This window comes from Anditalea andensis, assembly GCF_000714815.1.
Classification (GTDB): domain Bacteria; phylum Bacteroidota; class Bacteroidia; order Cytophagales; family Cyclobacteriaceae; genus Anditalea; species Anditalea andensis.
This window is the reverse complement of the sequence record NZ_JMIH01000014.1, coordinates 814,027-832,986: the sequence shown is the minus strand read 5'-3', so window position 1 is coordinate 832,986 and position 18,960 is coordinate 814,027. Positions and strand designations below refer to the sequence as shown.

Here is an 18,960-nt window from a genome sequence, read left to right as displayed (position 1 = left end):
TTTTAAGCTTTATAAATATGATAAAACGCCATACTCCATCTATCATCTTCTCCACATTTCTTTTGAAAAACATTACAATTATGTTTTTTTTTGGAGCATTGATTCAATCTTGTGAATTTAATATTGAAGAGAGCGAGCCCGAATTCCATCACTTGGCTGACAAATAACATCAGCAGGTTAAGGATTATTAGAATCTTTAGCTGTTAAAAATGAAGCGTCTAATGGGAGTCAGTCTAAAGGAACCCCTTGTCCAAATTAATAGAAGACCGATGAAAAAATACACATTTATCCTTTTGATTTTGTCTTTTGGAACCATGCAGGGCATGACCCAAGAGATACCCAGCTATTCCCTTGCACGAGATAGACGAGGCGTATGACATTATTAATCTACATCATCCAGGAGGTGGAAATATTTACCTTTATATAAACACAATAGGTTCTACTACGGAGCTTTATGGAGAGTTCCTTACTTATCAAACATTAAATGAAGGTAATCGTGAAAAGACGCCGAGTGGGACTTTTTCGATTACCCCTTACGTGGATTTTGACACCTTGTTGACAGTAGATCAAAAAAATGAATTGATCAGCAAATTTGAGGGCCTTGCAATGCTTGATTTGGATCCGGGCCGATTGACTGCAATATTGGTATCACAGGAAGAAATCAAAGACAAAAAGTCCAAAAGTGAAGAATTTGGGATAAGCCACATCAGTTTTCCTATTGTTCAAAAAGGGATTGGAGGGATTGAATATGCGATTCTTTCTGACAATGTTGCCAGTTCTTCCGGATTTTCATTGGGAGGAAGTATGCATGTTTACCGAAAGGTGGAAAAAGAATGGGAATACTTCTGCATCGTAAGTTTATGGTTATGAAATAGGGTCTACAAATTCTGCATCAGTGTGATGTGGTTAATAATCCAGGCAATGTGCAGCCCATGCAGTTTTATACTGATTTAGCTTGGGGAGGATTGGATAGTACTGATGCATTTATGGCCAACTTCCCCAATCAGTCCGACCGCTCAAGGATACAAAATTTAATTCAAAGGGAGGCTTCAAGCAGTTCATTGGCCAAAGGAATCCCATGTCCCAATTAATCCAAAGTCTATGAAAAGTGTATATGTTATTTTAATTGTATTAATTGGATCATTAGGTTGTAAAGGACAGAGTAAACTAGGGTATTCTGATGACAGAATTTTGGAGGCTTATAAGTTTATAATTCTACATTATCCCGATGGGTTTATCTATTATTCGACTATGAGTTCATCAGACACGGGTCCGGATTTTGGTGGGCAGGTCCTATCCTATGAGAGCCTTAATAGGGCTAATCGAGAGCACTCAGCATCGGGGATCTTCAAAACTACTCCATATGTTGATTTCGACACCTTGCTGACGGTAGAGCAAAAAGCCAGTTTGATTGATAAATTTGACCGTCTTCCCGTAATCGAACTGGATCAGAACCGGATAAAAGCTAAGCTCTTTTACGAGGATGACGTGGAAAAGCTAAAGACTGCTACTTATGAAGAGAAACTGGAATACAAGCGGATTAGTTTTCCAATATTTCAAAAAGGAAAGGATGGTACTGAATATTTGATTATCGCCGAACACGGCGTAGATCCGAACCATACTACTGACCCTTTGGATTTTTTAAATAGGGGACAAATATTGGTGTTTCGAAATCTCAATGGGGAGTGGGAAAACTTCTGTGTGATTTCAAGTTTTTGGCTAGGGAGAAGGCCATGAGAAAATAGGATATACTACCAATGACATGTTTTTGAATAGGGCTTCTCTTCTTCCAATTAATCCAAAAACCATATAAAGTAAATGATTGATATTGAATCACTTCTTTAATTGGAACAAAAAAGAAATTTTATAAATCAATTTAACAATATGAAGCCCGTTAGTTTAGATTCTTTAAGGATAACTGCAATCTTAAATTAGAAGAAGAAATAATAGAGTTAATTGATAAAGGAAATTCTTTGGGTATTACTCATCTAAGCTTCCCAATTATTCAGGAAGGTCTGGGCGGGAGTAGTTATGCGATAGTTCTTGAGGTGAAATCCCAGAGCAATGGAAGTGGTGGTGGAGGAAACATGCACATATATAGGAAAAAGGACAGAGATTGGAAGCTTTTTTGTTTGCTTAAAGAGTGAGATAACTTAGGCTTAAATGTAAGTCGAAAATTTCTGCATCTGCTTGAAGTAACCATGTTGAAAAATTTTTCCTTCCATGCCTTTATGCCCACATACATCGATGTGATCAGTCAGGGGTTCTACCAATGGGACTTGTCCCATAATCCAGGCAATGTACAGTCTATGCAGTTTTATGATGATTTGGCTTGGGGAGGATTAATCGAGAGGGAAGTAAATAACGTGATGGTTCCTTATGAGGCATTTTTGGATAATTTTCCAGACGTAAGTGATCAAGACCGGGTTAAGGCAATTGTTGCAAATGAAGCCAGCAATGGAAGCCAAGCCAAAGGAACACCGTGTGACTAATTTTAAAAGACAGTGATTATTTTAATAAATGGGTTTTTAAAAACGAGATTGATATGATAATTAGAATATTAGGATTTTTACTGGCTTATTTGACTTGCCTTTCTGTAGCTGCTCAGCATACAGAGAAACAGTATTCTGAAGTTGATATGGGATACAATTTGATGAGAGCTTTAAGTACCGATCCCCGTGGTCTAATCCGTCAAAGGACAGTGGGTAAAACAGATTTTGATGGGCAATTTATTACTTATGAAAATTTAAACGAATATAATCGGCATACTAGCAAAATTTTTGACAACAAGCCCTACGTGGATTTTGATACTTTATTGATTATCGGACAGAAGGAGGAATTGATTAGGAAAATAGAAAATCTGACCGCGGTTAATCTTGATGCGGAACGGTTAATCCCCACGGTGCTTTCCGACGAAGAAATAGAAAAGAGGTTGAAAAATAAGAAAATGGGCGAGAGTTTTGGGTACGGCATTGTAAGTTTTCCGATTATTCAAGAGGGTAAGACTGGAGAGATATATGCAATAATCTATAAGACCTCAGCAATTTATCCAGCTGGGGATCCAGGAGGAAATATATATGTCTACATCAAGGGAAATGATCAATGGGAGTTATTTTGTGTAGCAAATGTATTTGTGTGAATGTCGAATAAAGGGAAGTGAAGTTGTTTCTGAATATGTTTGACGAAATAGAATGGTATTCATCATGCCTTTATGCCCACATACATCGATGTGATCAGCGAGGGGCTCTACCAATGGGACTTGTCCCACAATCCAGGCAATGTACAGCCTATGCAGTTTTACCAAGATTTGGCCTGGGGGGATTGGTTGGTACAGATGCCTTTGAAGCTAACTTTCCGAATCAGGCGGATCGGGACAGGATTGGTGATGTAATTCTGCGAGAGGCATCGAATAGTTCATTGGCCAAAGGCACTCCTTGTGATTGAGTTAAAGTTTAAATTATAAGAGCTATGAAAAATATACTATGGACGCTGGTGTTATGCCTGTTTGGGTTGGTAAGCTATGGACAGGACAAGACATACTACTCTGCCGAAGACTTGGCCGATGCCTATGAGATTATTAATATCAAATATCCTGAAGGGTTGTTGCGTGATACCACAATTGGAACTGCCAATGAATTCAATAGAACTTTTCTGAGCTATGCCTGGCTCAATGAAAACAATAGGGAGCTCATCCCCGGAGGAGTGTTAATGGTTGTTCCATACGTGGATTTTGACACCCTACTCACTAAGAAGCAGAAAGATGAGCTGACATTGAAATTTGAAAGCGTTTCGGAGTTTGCCCTTAAGCAAGATAAGATCAATGCTAAGACCATAAGCAAGTTGGATATAAAGAAAAGAATTGACGCCGAAGATCGAATTTGTTACGGGGTAGTAAGTTTCCCGATAATTCAGGAGGGAAAAGACGGTATTATGTACGGAATTATATACGAGATGTCCCGTATATGCCCTGTTAGTGATCCCGGAAGCAATATGCACGTCTATCGAAAAATAAAGGGGAAATGGGAGTATTTCTCTATCGTAAATGTATCGGTGTAGTTGGAAAAACCTTATTGGGTTTCTATCAATGGGACTTGGTCCACAATCCGGGTAATGTACAGACCTTACAGTTTTATACCGATTTGGCATGGAGAGGACTAATCGAAAATAATGTGATGGTGCCTTATGAGGTATTTATGAATAATTTTCTAAATGTAAGTGAGCAAAAAGGGTTAAGGTCATAGTTGCAAATGAGGCTTCGAAGGGAAGCCAAGGTAAAGTAACTACTTTGTAGCTAACTTTTGAAAGGACAAATTGATCTAAAAAGTTATTGCGTAAAAATGAAAATGTAAAGTTTTATGCTTGCAGTGAGAGTGTTATGTTTTTTTCTTGTTTTTACCATTCGGTTCTCTGCATCAGCTCAGAAAATGGTGAAACAATATTCTGAAGTTGATATGGGATATGAATTGATTGGTACCATATACACCAATCCCAATGGCATGATCCGTCAAAAAACAGTGGGTAATATTGGGGATTACAGTGGGTATATTACGTATGCAAATTTAAACGAATTCAATCGGCATAGCAGCAGGATTTTAGATGACTAGCCTTATGTTGATTTTGACACCTTATTGACTAAGGAGCAGAAAGTGGAGTTGATAAGAAAAATAAAGAATCTACCAGAAATAAGTTTAGATGCGGAAAAGGTAACCCCAAAGGTTCTTTCAGAACAAGAAATAGAAGAAAGATTGCACAAAAGGAAAATGGGTGAAAGTTTTGGATACAGTATAATAAGTTTCCCCATTATCCAAGAAGGAAAAGAGGGAGAAAAGTATGCAATAATTTATGAAACGGCTGCCATTTACCCAGATGGAGATCCCGGAGGGAATATTTATGTCTATATCAAAACAGATGATAAATGGGAGTTATTTTGTGTAGCAAATGTATTTGTATGAATTATCGAATAGAGGGAGTTGATACTACTTCTGAGTGTATTTATTGAATTAGACTGATATTATTGTTATTAATGAGGCTACAAACCCCTCTCAAGCCAAAGGTTATCCATGCCCATAAGAGTACTAAATTTTTCTAATAAATCTTGATGTTTAATGGATGTGCAACGCTAAACAAGAAAAAATGAGAAAGATAGATATCGCAGGAATAACCGTCAGACTGGGGCTATTCTTATTATGTTGAAATTGTTCAATCACATTTGCACAGGAATTGCCAAGCCAGTCTGATGTTATTGACAAAAATGCCTATGAGGTTATTAACATCATATTTAAAGAACCAGAACTGGTTCTTCGCCAAAGAACGGTAGGCAAGTCTGATTATGAAGGACATTTCATAACTTATGATAATATGAGCGGGTTTTTCTCCTATGGAATTATAGGTTTTCCTATACTCCAAGAAGGAAAAAATGGAACTAGTTATGCTTTCATTTTTGAAACCAAAGGAGTAATCCCGTTTGCAGAAGATGTAGGGATGCAACTTTATGTTTACAGGAAGGAAGAGGGAAGTTGGGAATATTTTTGTGTGGCCAATGTTGGAATGTGAATTTAGCAGTGCTGGCCTCGCAGGAAATAACACGGAAAAATATTGTTGTCGTAAAAGTAATGATTTAAATAACTTTATGGCGCCTTGTCTAAAGAGGACTCGGACAAATGTATGCTGGTTTTCATCAATGCTTATCGTGAAAGAAGAGAAATTTCTAGCGAAGAGTTGGAGGCTATACCGTGCTTTGGAATAATGTTTTGGATTTTTTATTTAGCAATTCAATACAATGGATATGATGATTTTTCAAATAATTATTTCAATCAGACGTATCTAAAAAAATGGGTAAGTTGGATAGTACATTGGGAAAGATTGTATTGTAAATTTTGAAAAAAGCTGATGACAAGCAATAAAAAATCACAGTCTCATGAGGTACTTGCAAAGGATGTTTAAACCGGTTACTTTACAGCTTACAGATTTTTAGCTTATCGTTAGTTGCAATTCTTGCATATTATAACGTACCCAAAACATGCACCGATATTTCTTTATATTCTTATTTTTAGTATTGTCTTACTCATGCACATCAAAAAAGCATACAGAAGTACCGAATATTAGCTACTTAGATCAAGAATCTCCTGACAGCATTCCTATAATCTTTGGAAAAGATATTGTGTCGGTAAAAGGAAGGTTCGATATGGGAATCACTATTTCTCCAGATGGTAAAAGCATAGCTTTTGGAGTTGCAAATGAATCTAACCCTAATGAGACCTGTATTTACCTGATGAATTACATTAATGGGAAATGGACATCGCCTAATAAATCATTTCTCCCAAATAACATAAACACATTCTATCCTATGTTCTCTCCTTCCGGAAATGAACTCTATTTTGCTAAATCAATTGATGGATCACCAACGGATTTATGGGTTGCAGCATATATTGACCAAAAGGCTAATAACCCCCAACCTTTGGATTCTATATTCAACTCTAAGTCAAGAGAGGCTGGGCATAGCATATCAAAAACTGGGACTCTTTATTTCACATCGAATCGAGATGATCAGCACCAGTGCTGCGGCGACATTTATTATGCCCAGCTTGACTCTGGAAGGTACTCTCAAATTCAAAAATCAGATATATTAAGCTCTGAAGCCGATGAAGAGAGTTTGTTTTTGTCTCCTGATGAAAACTACATCATCGTTCAAGCATGGAAATACGAATCTGAATCTAAACATGACTTGTATATCAGTTATCGCACTAAGGAAGGTGCATGGACGGTTCCAAAGAGATTGAACTCCTATATTAATGGTAAGGAAATTGAACAGCGGCCATTCGTTTCACCAGATAATAAGTTTCTTATTTTTAGCAGAACGAGTGTCTTGCATGAGAATGAACAGGATGTTTATGATTCTGACATTTATTGGGTAAGTACAAAATCAGTTTTTTCTCCGTACGTCTATAAATCGCAAATAGAAGCTTCAATTAGATACAAAGAAGCTTTTGAACTCCGTTTTCCTCAGGACTTATTCAAAGATGTGGATGATGATAAGTTGTCATTTTATATTACATTGAAAGATAATTCAGCAATACCTGAATGGATGGCATTTGATGATGAGCAATTAATCTTAAGTGGAAATTGGACTACCAAAGAACCGCTTACTTTTAAATTAACAGCTACAGATATTTCAGGAAACTCTGGAGAATTCATCTTTGATCTTGAACCAAAAAACAACCAATATATGCCAATATAGATAAGACAATATAGCCTTCCGAATGCACCATACAACAGGAATTCTCATTGGTTTCTAGCAACTTACGCATATATTGATAGTAACTTTGCGTTACAATTATGAAAACACATATAACCTCAGATATTATTCTATTTTTAATTTTAGTAGCTTTTAGCTCTTGTAGAGGACAAGCAACAGAAAATGAAGGTCATTCCTTTGAATGGGAATTTGAATCCCCGGAGGCCTCTAACGTGAATAAAATACTTTTAAATGAATTGGCACAAAATATTCAAGATTCAATTCTTTATGGGGTGGATGGGGTAATTATGGTCAGAGATAGCAAAATAGTTTTTGAGGAATATTTCAATGGCTTTACTGCAGATAGTCTGCACAATGTGGCATCTGTTGGTAAGAGCATCACTTCGGCCTTGGTAGGGATAGCTATTGAAAAGGGATTTATTCAAAGCAAGCATGAACCTGTTTTGTCCTTTTTCAAAGAAGATTATGATATCCAAAACTTAAATTCCGAAAAAGAGGGAATACAAATTCACCATCTTTTAACCATGACTGCAGGCTGGGACTGTGATGATTGGGATGAAGGTTCGATAGGAAATACAATGCATTTCCCTGATGTTCCTGATGACTTTGCTTTTACTCTAAATCTTCCGATGATAAAACCAAACGGACAAAATTTTTCATATTGTTCAGGGGGTGCCAATCTTCTGGGAGAAATTATCCGAAGAAAGTCGCAAATAAGTTTACAGGATTTTGGAGATGAATATTTGTTTAACAAAATAGGAGTTTTGGAAAATGAATGGTTTGTCACTCCAATATCCACTCCGTACGAGTTCTCAGGTGGAGGTAACATTTTAAAGCCAAGAGATCTTGCCCGATTTGGATTACTTTACCTCAACAATGGTGTTTGGCAAGGAGAACAAATCATTTCAAAGGATTGGATTTCAGAAAGTACTTCCAAACAAATAGCAACAACAGAGGATGGAGATTATGGATATTTTTGGTGGATAAAAGATTATAATTATCAAGACAAAACCGTTAGAGGGTTTGAGGCATCTGGAAATGGGGGGAATAAAATTGTTGTAATTCCCAATCTTAATGTGGTCATTATTCTGACAGGAAGTGCCTACGGAAGTGAATATGTTGAAGGGGAGCAGGCTAAAAAGATAATAGAGGAATTTGTTTTAGCATCAATACGAGAATAAACAATAAATAACAGGGATTAAAATAGTGTGGAGAAGGATCATCGTAATTCAGAAAGTAAGAGGGGTGTCTAGAGAGAATGATACACAAGGTTAGGACAAATTTGCCCTTAATACCAATAACTTAGTCGAACATATTGCAAGGGCAAATGATAAATCGTAATTTGAAAAAAAATTATTTGAAATGAAATTTGCATACATAGCCATTCTATTCTTCCAAAGTACTTTCTTAGCAGCATTGCCATTAAAAAATGAGGTTCAATATGAAGTAAAAGTCCATCCTGGAACAGAATTGCTGCATATCGTGAATTATTTGGCAGGGGTAAACCAACCTTTGGTAAAGAAATCCTCCTATCTGGACGATGTAGACGAGTGGTTTGGAGAATATATAAACCATCCCGCGGTAAAGCATGCAAAGGAACTGCCCTACAATGACTTTGCGGACTTGGGTTGGTGCTTTGAAGGGAAGGATATGAACCTATCCATCCCTGACAGATATGGCTATTTTGGACATCTTATTTCTACTGGTTATTTGGAGAAGTATTTAAAGCTCAGCCAGCAGTTTGCCCAAGATACCCGGTTTTGGGACTTTTATCAAGAGCAGGAATCAAACTTTCGGAATTGGGAAAATGAATTTACTGCCGCATTGGAAAGGGATTTGCCATTACAAGCACTTGACGATTTTTTTAAAGTACCATTTGATAAGGTGATTTACTTTTCGATTTCGCCTATGGGTACCAGCCTGAAGGCGAATTTGTTTCTTGATGAGATCAACCCTAAATTTATAAACTATGCGCCTGTTATCATCCCATATGATCGGAATTTTGTAGCGCAGGAAAGTACGGAGCCAAATTTTGAATATCATCATCTGGCCCTTACCAATAGCGTATGGCATGAAGTGAGCCATTTGTATTGGGAAGAGATAAATGGAGGATTCAGAGAGGAGATCGGTAGGCTTACCTATAGCGATGATTACACCAGTAATTTCAATACTTTTGATGATAGGGAATTGAACACCTATTTTTTTGTCCATGAACTGGTGGCAGATGGGGTCGCTATATTTCTTAAAAAAGAATTTATAGATGAAGATTTGGCGGAGGAGCACCTTTTGATAAATGAGAGCGTTGGTGGTATGCTGTTCAGGGACTTTGTTCAACTTGTGGAGAGCCAGTATTATTATAATCGGGAAGAGAAAAATTTCCGTAAGTTTATTCCCCAATTCATCGAAATGATCGAAAACAAAAATCCTTGATACCTAATGAACAGATTGAGAAATTCATTTCTATTTGCCTTTACCATATTTTTAACCTATTTGAATGCTGCTCCGTGTAAAGCCTGTGGCGATGGTGAAACTTTTGTCCAGGGAGTTTTAAAAATATCAGTTGTTGAACAATCCGTAGCGGTTGTACTTGACTTTAATTATTTGGCCAAAGACAATGCCCGTTCCAGCCTTAGCTTTTGGATAGATTCAGAAATGGATATTCAATCAGTAGATGGCCATCAGGTGAAAAGTTATTCTTTTGATAAAAAAGCAGAGCCCTTTGCTACCCTGACAGTAACGTTTACAGAAGAACTTGGGGAACGAGAGGAAACAACCTTTTCCATTGCCTATTCCGGCAAGCCTTCTAAAGGGTTTTGGGTTGAAGAGTACCAATGGGTAGATATTGATCCGGATTTTATGATTTTTCCTGTGTTCAATACGCTGGAAAATTTTTCATATCAGATTAAAGCAGTTGTAGATGATGTGAATTATAAGTTTATTGATATCCAAAAAGGAATATTCTCAAAGGAAATTGAAGTTACTTCCGTTTCCCCATCATATTATATTAATCCAATCCTGGCAAGCGACAACCAAAAAAATGGAATGGCGCTATTTGACAGTTCAGCCGGTGATGATAATATAAAGGTGTTTACAGAATATGCTGACAGTGCCCGTTTTGTAAGTGATGCCGCGCTGAGGATATTTGATTTGTTCAACAGTACTTTTGCCAAAGAAGAGCAGGTGAATTTTTGTTCTGTTCTTTATAGGCCGATTCCTTATGATGAACACAAGATTACCAGGTCATTTAAACCTTCTGTGGTGTTTGCCCGGTCACATGACAACATCGCTACTCTGGCCCATGAAATCTCCCATTTTTGGTGGGACAGAGGCGATGCCCTTACAACAGAAAAATGGTTAAGCGAATCTTTTGCCCAGTATTCGGAAATGATGTTCTTACGTCATGATCAAGGGGAAGAAATATTTAATGAGATAATTGAGAAGCTGGCGGCACGTACCGGAAATTTACCGCCTCTACTGGGTGGGGACAGGTTTGGCAAATATGGGGATGAGCTGATTTATGCAAAAGGACCTTATGCTTTGTACCAGTTGGAAAGCCGAATTGGCCATGAAGAATTTGTAGATTTTTTGGTAGCGGTTAATAGAAACAGGGTTGCTACCACCGGACATCTTTTAGAAGTATTGGAGAAGCAGACATCTGCCGAAATACGAAAGGAATTTGAAAAATTATTGAAAAGTTAAGTAGTCAGCCCGCGCTGACGATAATTTCAAACTTTCAGTATATCAGAGAAGACTAAGATTTTCAAGCGTTTTATCATACTCTTGGATCTGTGCATTGGCTAAGTTGATCATATCCTGCCAGACCTCCAATTTGTTTATTACCTCTATAGTTTTGGTAGCATTGTCAATTTGCGTAAGGTTATCAAAGATTAATTTTTGGGCATATATCTTATATTCCTCCTGATGGTTATATGACCGGGCGATGAGATGGATGGTAGTAAAATCTAATCCTGATAAAGCGTTGGTCATAATTCCAGACTGCTGGACAGCATTTTCTAGTGTAGGAATCTTCAACCCTTCCCAGCCATTAATTAATTTCCAGTGGCCTACTTTCCAAAATGGTGCTTCCAATAACTGGTCATCTAATTCACTTCCTGCTTTTCTGGCAGATGTTAGGATAGCCTCTTGGTAGGCTTTTATTTCAACCAACTTTTCTTTATTGGTTTCGATTTCAAGGATCAGGTTGGTAATAAATTCCTCCTGCTCCTGTTTGCGTACCCTATTTTCATTCCAATTGCTGGCAACAATGCCTATGTAAACGCCTAAAACTACCGGAATGAATTGGTTTAATTGGCTATATAAATATAATTTTATTTTCTGTTTCATCATTTTGTAAAAAGGGGAAGGCTAAAATAAGGTATATAATTTAAAAGTTTAAACAGATTTACCCATTAACTGCTTATTTGTGAAATCGAACAGGGAGAGGCAATAACAGCAGTGTTTACCTTGGAAAATACAGGGGACCAACTTTTGCAAATCACCGGTGCAAAAGCAAGCTGTGGTTGTACAGTAGCATCTTAAACTTCTGAGACCATTGAGCCTGGAATGAAAGGTGATGTTAAGTTAGTATATAATGTCAAAAGTATCTGTGCCTTACGAAATCAGGCCCTACTTATCTCCTTTCGAAATCGTTTTGGTATAAGAAGTGTCATCATCAATGCAGGAAAGTAGTAGTATAATTGGAATAATAAAATTAATTTTTTTTTATTTTTAAAGCAGTTAAGTTTATGAAATTGAGATGTTTTCGGCTTATAAAGCCATATGACTATAAAGTGGACTATTACTGACATGGCTTATGGACGTGACTTTCTATTCAAATATAGGGTGATCAATCCGGCTAAAATAAAGGGCAAACTTAATAGTTGTCCCATATTTAATATTAGCTCATCTTCAAAACCAACTTGATTTTCCTTAAAAAATTCTATAATAAATCTAGCCAAAAATAGAAGCACAAGAAATATCCCGAAAATGAAACCATCATTTATTGTCTTTTTTGATTTATAAATCCATATTAAAACTGAGAAAATCAATAAATAGGCGGTGGCCTCGTAAAGTTGTGTGGGATGTCTTAAAATCAAATCATCCCTTTGAAAGACAACTCCCCAATTACCATTAGTCGGTTTTCCATATATCTCCGAATTCATAAAATTGCCAAAGCGGATAAAGGCTCCTGTAACAGGAGCGCCAATGGCGATCCTGTCCAATATCCATAATAATTTGGTTTTATATTTTTTAGAATACCAAATGATGGCGATTAAAACACCTAATGCTCCTCCATGACTGGCTAAACCTTGATATCCGATAAATCCATATGATCCGTTTATATACACTATTGGCAGAAATATCTCTAGCGGACGATTTAAATAGTATTCAGGACTATAAAATAAACAATGTCCCAGACGGGCCCCGACTATCGTTCCCATAACAATATAGATGAATAGACTATCTAAATGTTCTATTGGGATCCGTTCTTTTGTATAAATTTTCTTTACAATATGAAAAGCTAATAGAAGCCCGATTGTGAAAAACAGTCCGTAATATTTCAGTGGAAAAGTGTCGGTAATCCAAAATATAACGGGATCGACATTCCAATATATTATATTAGCATCCATATTTTCTGTTATTGATGTGTATTGTTATGATTGCCATATTAGCGCTTCAGTATAGCTTATGATTATTTTAACAAGGGAATTTGACAGAGAATATTAACCGTTTTTGGGACATTTAAGATAGTACACTGGCGCTTATAGCTACTATTAATTTTGATGTGGTCGCTTTGTGAAAGATATACAAGTTTATCAATATGATCAGATATCCACTTTGTATCATTATGATAGCCAGCAGGTTCTAAAGATCATAAAAATGCTAATTAGTGAAATCCTTGGATAGTAATCTTTACAGTATATAGATTTACCCCCCTTGAAAACAACTTAATAGAACGATTAACATGATCGTGTTTAGCATCAAACTAGGAGTACTATTTTTAGTATGTCGATCAGCCTTTTCTATTATAGATAGGATTTCATTTTGATCCAATGGCTGCATGGAATTGAAGAGTAGGAACTGTTTCCAAGCAGGTTTAAGGTTATTTAAATTCATTGATCCGGGTTTTAAATTTTGCTCTAAGTTCATTCTTCACTCTGTTCAGTCTGGTACTTACATTCGAAGGGCTTATTTTTAGCATTTGAGAGATTTCCTTGTTTTGGTAACCTTCTAAGTATAATATTACGATTGCCTTATCCAAGTCTTTTAAATACCGAATCACGATAATGAGAAGCTCTCTGTCATCGTCAGCCAGTGCAACTGGGCTGGTCATGGCCGGTATGGATAAAGGTTCAGTAATTATCCTGGTTCTTTCTTTCCTGACTTTGCTGAGCAGTGTGTTAAGACTGACCCTGTAAATCCATGTACTGAATTCTGACTCTCCCCGGAATGTATCAAAGGACTTCCAAAGCTGTAATATGATGTCCTGGAAGGCATCTTTTTGATCTTCATAACTGACATAATATGCTTTACAAAGACTTTTTACAATCCCTTGATTGGCATTGATGATTCGAATAAAGTTTTGCTTCTGTATTTCCACCCCGAGTTATAGTCTTTATTTTATTAGTAGCATAGGTTTTATAATTGTCACAACTTTATGAAAAATATTTTTCTGAAGCCCCTACATTTTATTTAATGTTTGTAAATGTTTGCTAATTATGGGGATTGGTAAGTAAATTCAGCAATTTTTAAAGCTAAATATTTACTGTATTAATTTTGTTAAAAGTCTGAAATTACCTCATTTAAAGCTATTTATTGATCATTATGTTTACTGGAATCTCTTTACTATTTTACAATCACATAGCTTTTATTATTATGGGAGTTATTAACCCTTTGCTTTTTAGCGGTTGTAACGGTCATTTTTACAACCAATATTCAACATCAAGGTATACATATGGTAATGTATTCATGATGAAAAGGTATGAAATAATTATTAATGTACATTGAACCGTTTCTAAACCCTGTACTATCCTTATACTTGATCCTTATGGCTCATTTTGAAAAACAACCTAGATGAAACTAAACTTAATCATATTACTAATATTGGTTGGATTTTCAAATTGTCAAAGTCAGACTATTAATGAGGAAGACAGAGTTGAAGAGATAATCAAAGAAGGAGTAAATAATAAAATTGAGGTAGAAATTCATTCACGTGTTGATATGACAAAGATTGAAATCAGGGCAATTGCTAACCTTTGGATAAACTACTTGAATTCAGAACCGGATAAGATTTCAGACAATCCTTATTGGAATGAAGAAGAAAAGAATTTATATGAAGGCTTCGATCTATCCCGAAACCTGCTTTACCAATTTCCTTCGGGACAACTTTTAAGACATTTTAAGCCTAAAATACTTTCAATAGAAAAAGAAGGAGATAATTATGGTATAAGAACAATGTATTCAGCAGAAGGACTTGAAGGGGAATATCGAAAATCTAACCCATGGGCTATTCAGAAATTATACGCTGTTCAAGAAAATAGTGAATGGAGACTGAAAAATTCATTGCCAATAATAACAGCTGATTGGAATAGGAAGACAGTTGGTAAAATATCCTTTATCTATCCACATAATCATAAGTTCAACCAAGAATTAGCAGACAAAGCAAATCAATTTTGCAACCAAATATCAAGAGAATTCAATTTCCCTGAATGGGAGCCATTTGATTTTTATATAACGCATAGTGGTGATGAATTGGGTAAATTACTAAACTTCGATTTCTTTTTTGCAGGCTATACCACAGGTATAGGGATGAACGAAAAGCGCATGCTTTTGAGTGGTTTTGGGTCAGAATATTATCCCCACGAATTTGTACATTTAATAGTGCCTAAATTTGAGAGGCACAGTTTAATAGATGAAGGGTTTGCAACGTGGAAAGGAGGGGCAGGGGGAGGAAAAACATTTGAAGAAAGTGCAATACTATTAGCAAATGAATTAACTGACAACAATACAGTATCCTTCTCCGACATTATAGATAAAAAATGGGGTTGGCAATATACGGCTTATTATACTACAGGAGCAATTTTGTGCCATGCAGCCTACGAAAATGGAGGTATTAGGCTAGTAAATGAATTATTACAAATACCAGATGACCGCGATAATTTAATAGACAACCTTTGTTCAATATTTAATATTGAAAAGACAGAATTCGAAGCATTTTGGAGGGTTGAGGTATTGAAATTTAGAAATATTTAAATGCTGAAAAGTAATATATAATCCTAATTTAGCGACTTAAAGCAATCCAATAGTTCAGTGGTGTACCTTAAATATACTTTCTTCTACAAGTTGTTAAATCATAATATACTTATCTTCAATTCATTGTCTATTATATTTATTTCTGACTCTCTTTACCTTTAATGTGTATAATAGTTTTCCCGTCATATTTATAGACCCCATCAGACCCAACCCAAATATTTCCGTGGTCATCTTCTACAATCCCGAAAATCATCCATTTTTCTGACATTATTTCGGTAACATTAGCCTTTTTAGGAGCCAAAAGCATTCTATTTGATAAGGACTTTTCATCATAACGCGAAAGTACCCATCCCTTATCATTTTCACTATCTGAGCTGGTCCAGATATTGCCTTTGCTATCTTCGTAAATATAACCAACAAATTTCTTTGTAAAATAAGTAAATGTACTGCCGTCGTAGCGCCATAATCCATCCCGGCCCCCGAGCCAGATATTACCTTTTTTATCTTCTAAAATGGATCGGGTATTTACAAAAGGCAAGTCTTTATCATTTTTAAAATCAGTAAATGTTTGCCCATCATAGTAGGATACACCATCCCGTGACCCGAACCAGAATTTACCGTTTTTATCTTCGATTATAGCACTTATGTCATTATTTGGAAGCCCTTCATTTGTTGTGAAATTATGAAATTTTTCCCCATCATAGCGGCTTGCCCCGCCTCCCGTGCCGAACCAAATATGTCCTGAATTGTCTTCATAAATGGTACCAACGTGGTCGCTGCCAAGTCCATCTTTGGTGGTGAAATTTTTGAATGATTTCCCGTTATAATAAAATACGCCTGAACCTACAGAAGCGAACCAAAAATTTCTATTTCTGTCCTCTAAAACTGAAAAGAAGCGGGCAGAACTTACATTTTGTGTAATATTTGTAAACGATATTCCACCGTACCGGAATATTCCGTCAAAAGCAGCAATCCAAATGTTTCCATTTTTGTCCTGTATTAGATTTCGGGTGATATTAGAGGGAGCGTTGGATATGATTTCTTCTCTAGTTTCAGTTCTGGTAATGATTTTAGGAAGTTCAGTTTTTACCTCTTCTTTGCAGGAACCACAAAATGCAAAAATTAACAGCAAAGTATAAATCTGTAATTGTGTTTTCATTTTTGGATTAATTCAATGTTTTTAAAACTTTGATAAAACCCATGTTTTAATGAGTTTTTTTGACCTGAAACTCTAAAAATTTCTGCCTGATATGGGAATTTTAATAGGTTAGTTCCTTGATGACCTTTGCTTTATTGTTCCAGATTTTGATGTGGCCATTTGTGCTTGATGTTACAATGAATTGGCCATTTGGGCTCCAATCTACTCCCCATAAATAATCTTCAGATAACCCCTCAGCTAAAAGTTTACCGTTCCTGTTCCATATTCGTAATGCATCGCTAGCTGTAGCTAATTTTTTCCCATCTGCTGACCAGCTGAGATTTCGATATTCTGCTTTGCTAATAGCTATTTCTTTTATTAAATGGCCTTTTGGCTTCCAAAATTGAAGAAGTGGTTTATAATCATTCTCTGTATCACCGTAGTCTCCAATAGCAAAAAAATCTCCCGATGGATGCCATTGGACACATAATAGCAGAACATTTTTTTTTCTATGCTCAAATTGATTTAATAGCTCTCCATCTGAATTATAAATTCTCACAGAATCACTTAATACCACAAATTCGTCTTTTGAAGGATGCCAATCAATGGCTACATTACTAATTGTGTTTCCTTTTTTAATGGTTCTGATTAATTCACCTTCCTTGTTCCAAATAGTGATTTCTCCTTCATAATCAGCATAAGCTAATAAATCTCCTGTGCTATTCCATGCTATTGCTCTACCACCATAGTTGTTATCTCCTTGAAGGTATGTTGTTGAATCTTTTTCAACGTCAATTATTTTTGATCCATTACCCGTGGCAGCTACAGCCAAGATATTGAAGTGAGGATGCCAGCTCATTCTTTGGATGGAAGTGCTGTTTTCAATTGTTGATAAGAGTTCAAATGACTTTCCACTAAACAATCGTATTTTATTATCAACACCTCCAATGGCAAAGTAGCTATTGTCCTTACTCCAATTAGCAGCCCAAAGAATTTTGCTATTGTCTTCTTTTTGGGCCATAGAAGGGTAATAAAGAAAGGATAGTGTAATTATGCCAAATGCCAATTGGCAAAAGTGAGAAGAATGCCTTGGATTATAATCCAATATTTTTTTTAGCATAAGTTCAATATTTAATTCATTAATTTGTTGGTATAAATGTAAGAACGCTATCCATCCAGTGGCTCAAAAATATTGTAAAAAGAGAATAAAATGAATGTAAAAGATGTATTTACAAATTGTAAATTATTAAAAGCTAGATACTTAATTCTTTTGGTAGCCTGCGTATTTTTAGCTATTGCTCTTAGACTAATTGTTGTAGCTGACGAAGGATTTTTAAAAAAGCAGACGAACTTAGCTATGCGAGCAATAGGGGATGATCTGCTTAGGTCTGGCCACGATTTTCAAACGCCTGTTCCACCTATTGAGCAGATAGATCCAGAGACTTTAAGGTTAAAATTTGCACAACCCATTTCCATTGACCCAGACGATTTGTTGACAATTTCCTTAAAACATATTAGCTCCCATATATCCTTAAATTCAATAGTTCAAGTTCTTGATGCTGAAACTGAAGAAATTGTTTATGGCTTTGAAATCAATCATTTAGAAAATAAGGATATCCCTTGTATTGGACGAACACTGCCTTCATCGACCTATTATTTAGACGTGAGTTTTCACGATCAGAAGGCAACTCGATATACTGCTAGTTTTCCAGCCCTGAGCCTCGCAGGGGTTTCTCTTATCTTCTTTACGCTTTTTGGACTTACTTTTTCTAAAAGATCAATACCTAAACTTGAAGAAAGCGATCTGCTAGAATTAAATGGCTTTCACCTCAATCTTGAACTGAATCAAATCATTTCAGAAGGAGAAATAATTCAATTAACTGATAAGGAGATGGAGATATTAAGCATATTATTTGAGCATGAAGGAAGTCTCGTTACAAGGGAATATTTAATGAATGAGGTATGGATAAAAAAGGGCGTTGTAACTGGTAGGAGTTTAGATATGTATATATCTAGATTGAGAAAGAAAATTAAAAATATACCCCATGTCCAGGTCCTTAATCAACATGGAAAAGGATATATTTTCAAGCTAGTTTGATCTTTTGATTAGGGAATTATTTGTCACGAATAGATTCATCCGTTCTTCCGTCACTATAAATACCGATTAACTTACTGGCGGATTCATCTCCATCTCTTACAAAGCGCAGTCTAAAAGTTTCAGAATTTTCAAGAGCAAACATGTCCTCTGATATGGGGATTAGAAGTCCTTCTGCATATCCTTTTCTTTGATAGTAAATGAGCAACTAGTGACAAT

Annotated in this window: 24 protein-coding genes; 18 read left to right on the top strand and 6 right to left on the bottom strand. The window is 36.1% G+C overall.

Going from position 1 to position 18,960, the window contains the following annotated elements:
• Nucleotides 1-351 precede the first annotated feature (351 nt).
• The 15 genes from EL17_RS07295 to EL17_RS07220 all read left to right on the top strand — a co-directional run bounded on the left by EL17_RS07295 (nt 352) and on the right by EL17_RS07220 (nt 10,954).
• Entirely contained in the window at nt 352-870 is a 519-nt protein-coding gene (locus EL17_RS07295; RefSeq protein ID WP_035071958.1) for a hypothetical protein, read from the top strand.
• A 32-nt stretch (nt 871-902) separates the two neighbouring features.
• Complete coding sequence (locus EL17_RS07290) at nt 903-1,091, top strand: hypothetical protein (protein WP_035071954.1); 189 nt, start codon at nt 903-905, stop codon at nt 1,089-1,091.
• A gap of 10 nt (nt 1,092-1,101) precedes the next feature.
• A complete protein-coding gene (locus EL17_RS07285; RefSeq protein WP_035071950.1) occupies nt 1,102-1,737 on the top strand; it encodes a hypothetical protein in 636 nt (211 codons plus the stop codon).
• A 494-nt stretch (nt 1,738-2,231) separates the two neighbouring features.
• Nucleotides 2,232-2,492, top strand: coding sequence for a hypothetical protein (locus EL17_RS07280; RefSeq protein ID WP_164674984.1), 261 nt, complete (start codon nt 2,232-2,234; stop codon nt 2,490-2,492).
• Between the two features lie 53 nt (nt 2,493-2,545).
• Nucleotides 2,546-3,139, top strand: coding sequence for a hypothetical protein (locus EL17_RS07275; protein WP_035071946.1), 594 nt, complete (start codon nt 2,546-2,548; stop codon nt 3,137-3,139).
• Between the two features lie 72 nt (nt 3,140-3,211).
• A complete protein-coding gene (locus tag EL17_RS07270; RefSeq protein WP_035071944.1) occupies nt 3,212-3,391 on the top strand; it encodes a hypothetical protein in 180 nt (59 codons plus the stop codon).
• A 101-nt stretch (nt 3,392-3,492) separates the two neighbouring features.
• The gene (locus EL17_RS07265; RefSeq protein WP_205623542.1) at nt 3,493-4,056 is read left to right on the top strand and encodes a hypothetical protein; all 564 of its coding nucleotides are present in this window, start codon (nt 3,493-3,495) and stop codon (nt 4,054-4,056) included.
• Complete coding sequence (locus EL17_RS07260; protein ID WP_035071941.1) at nt 4,020-4,241, top strand: hypothetical protein; 222 nt, start codon at nt 4,020-4,022, stop codon at nt 4,239-4,241. The genes EL17_RS07265 and EL17_RS07260 overlap by 37 nt, the downstream gene beginning before the upstream one ends.
• A 114-nt stretch (nt 4,242-4,355) precedes the next feature.
• Nucleotides 4,356-4,604 carry a hypothetical protein gene (locus tag EL17_RS07255; RefSeq protein ID WP_164674983.1) on the top strand — a complete coding sequence of 83 codons (249 nt, stop codon included), beginning with the start codon at nt 4,356-4,358 and terminating at the stop codon, nt 4,602-4,604.
• A gap of 42 nt (nt 4,605-4,646) precedes the next feature.
• Complete coding sequence (locus EL17_RS07250; protein ID WP_164674982.1) at nt 4,647-4,952, top strand: hypothetical protein; 306 nt, start codon at nt 4,647-4,649, stop codon at nt 4,950-4,952.
• Nucleotides 4,953-5,220: 268 nt separating this feature from the next.
• Nucleotides 5,221-5,553, top strand: a complete 333-nt coding sequence (locus tag EL17_RS07245; RefSeq protein ID WP_035071933.1) for a hypothetical protein — start codon at nt 5,221-5,223, stop codon at nt 5,551-5,553.
• A gap of 466 nt (nt 5,554-6,019) precedes the next feature.
• Nucleotides 6,020-7,237: a putative Ig domain-containing protein gene (locus EL17_RS07235; RefSeq protein WP_164674981.1), complete on the top strand. Its 1,218-nt coding sequence runs from the start codon at nt 6,020-6,022 to the stop codon at nt 7,235-7,237.
• A gap of 98 nt (nt 7,238-7,335) precedes the next feature.
• On the top strand, nt 7,336-8,436 hold the full coding sequence (locus tag EL17_RS07230; RefSeq protein ID WP_035071927.1) for a serine hydrolase domain-containing protein: 1,101 nt from the start codon (nt 7,336-7,338) through the stop codon (nt 8,434-8,436).
• A gap of 181 nt (nt 8,437-8,617) precedes the next feature.
• Nucleotides 8,618-9,685 carry a DUF4932 domain-containing protein gene (locus EL17_RS07225; protein ID WP_035071925.1) on the top strand — a complete coding sequence of 356 codons (1,068 nt, stop codon included), beginning with the start codon at nt 8,618-8,620 and terminating at the stop codon, nt 9,683-9,685.
• A 6-nt stretch (nt 9,686-9,691) separates the two neighbouring features.
• The gene (locus EL17_RS07220; protein WP_035071922.1) at nt 9,692-10,954 is read left to right on the top strand and encodes a gluzincin family metallopeptidase; all 1,263 of its coding nucleotides are present in this window, start codon (nt 9,692-9,694) and stop codon (nt 10,952-10,954) included.
• Nucleotides 10,955-10,996: 42 nt separating this feature from the next.
• On the opposite strand, the gene EL17_RS07215 is transcribed toward EL17_RS07220, so the two are convergent.
• A complete protein-coding gene (locus tag EL17_RS07215; protein WP_035071919.1) occupies nt 10,997-11,602 on the bottom strand; it encodes a hypothetical protein in 606 nt (201 codons plus the stop codon).
• A 66-nt stretch (nt 11,603-11,668) separates the two neighbouring features.
• On the opposite strand from EL17_RS07215, the gene EL17_RS24330 reads away from it, so the two are divergent.
• On the top strand, nt 11,669-11,794 hold the full coding sequence (locus tag EL17_RS24330) for a DUF1573 domain-containing protein (RefSeq protein ID WP_084166128.1): 126 nt from the start codon (nt 11,669-11,671) through the stop codon (nt 11,792-11,794).
• A 272-nt stretch (nt 11,795-12,066) separates the two neighbouring features.
• Here EL17_RS24330 and lgt read toward each other — a convergent pair whose 3' ends face one another.
• Together lgt and EL17_RS07200 are read right to left on the bottom strand one after the other, a co-directional pair.
• Nucleotides 12,067-12,885, bottom strand: a complete 819-nt coding sequence (gene lgt, locus EL17_RS07210; protein ID WP_035071916.1) for a prolipoprotein diacylglyceryl transferase — start codon at nt 12,883-12,885, stop codon at nt 12,067-12,069.
• Nucleotides 12,886-13,358: 473 nt separating this feature from the next.
• On the bottom strand, nt 13,359-13,856 hold the full coding sequence (locus EL17_RS07200; protein WP_051719851.1) for an RNA polymerase sigma factor: 498 nt from the start codon (nt 13,854-13,856) through the stop codon (nt 13,359-13,361).
• 473 nt (nt 13,857-14,329) lie between these two features.
• On the opposite strand from EL17_RS07200, the gene EL17_RS07195 reads away from it, so the two are divergent.
• The gene (locus tag EL17_RS07195) at nt 14,330-15,508 is read left to right on the top strand and encodes a hypothetical protein (protein ID WP_035071911.1); all 1,179 of its coding nucleotides are present in this window, start codon (nt 14,330-14,332) and stop codon (nt 15,506-15,508) included.
• A 136-nt stretch (nt 15,509-15,644) separates the two neighbouring features.
• On the opposite strand, the gene EL17_RS07190 is transcribed toward EL17_RS07195, so the two are convergent.
• Nucleotides 15,645-16,667 (bottom strand): ligand-binding sensor domain-containing protein, encoded by a 1,023-nt coding sequence (locus EL17_RS07190; protein ID WP_035071908.1) that lies wholly within the window; start codon nt 16,665-16,667, stop codon nt 15,645-15,647.
• Nucleotides 16,668-16,767: 100 nt separating this feature from the next.
• A complete protein-coding gene (locus tag EL17_RS07185; protein ID WP_164674980.1) occupies nt 16,768-17,667 on the bottom strand; it encodes a WD40 repeat domain-containing protein in 900 nt (299 codons plus the stop codon).
• A gap of 189 nt (nt 17,668-17,856) precedes the next feature.
• On the opposite strand from EL17_RS07185, the gene EL17_RS07180 reads away from it, so the two are divergent.
• A complete protein-coding gene (locus EL17_RS07180) occupies nt 17,857-18,744 on the top strand; it encodes a winged helix-turn-helix domain-containing protein (RefSeq protein ID WP_035071903.1) in 888 nt (295 codons plus the stop codon).
• 16 nt (nt 18,745-18,760) lie between these two features.
• Here EL17_RS07180 and EL17_RS07175 read toward each other — a convergent pair whose 3' ends face one another.
• Nucleotides 18,761-18,949: a hypothetical protein gene (locus EL17_RS07175; RefSeq protein WP_035071900.1), complete on the bottom strand. Its 189-nt coding sequence runs from the start codon at nt 18,947-18,949 to the stop codon at nt 18,761-18,763.
• Nucleotides 18,950-18,960 lie beyond the last annotated feature (11 nt).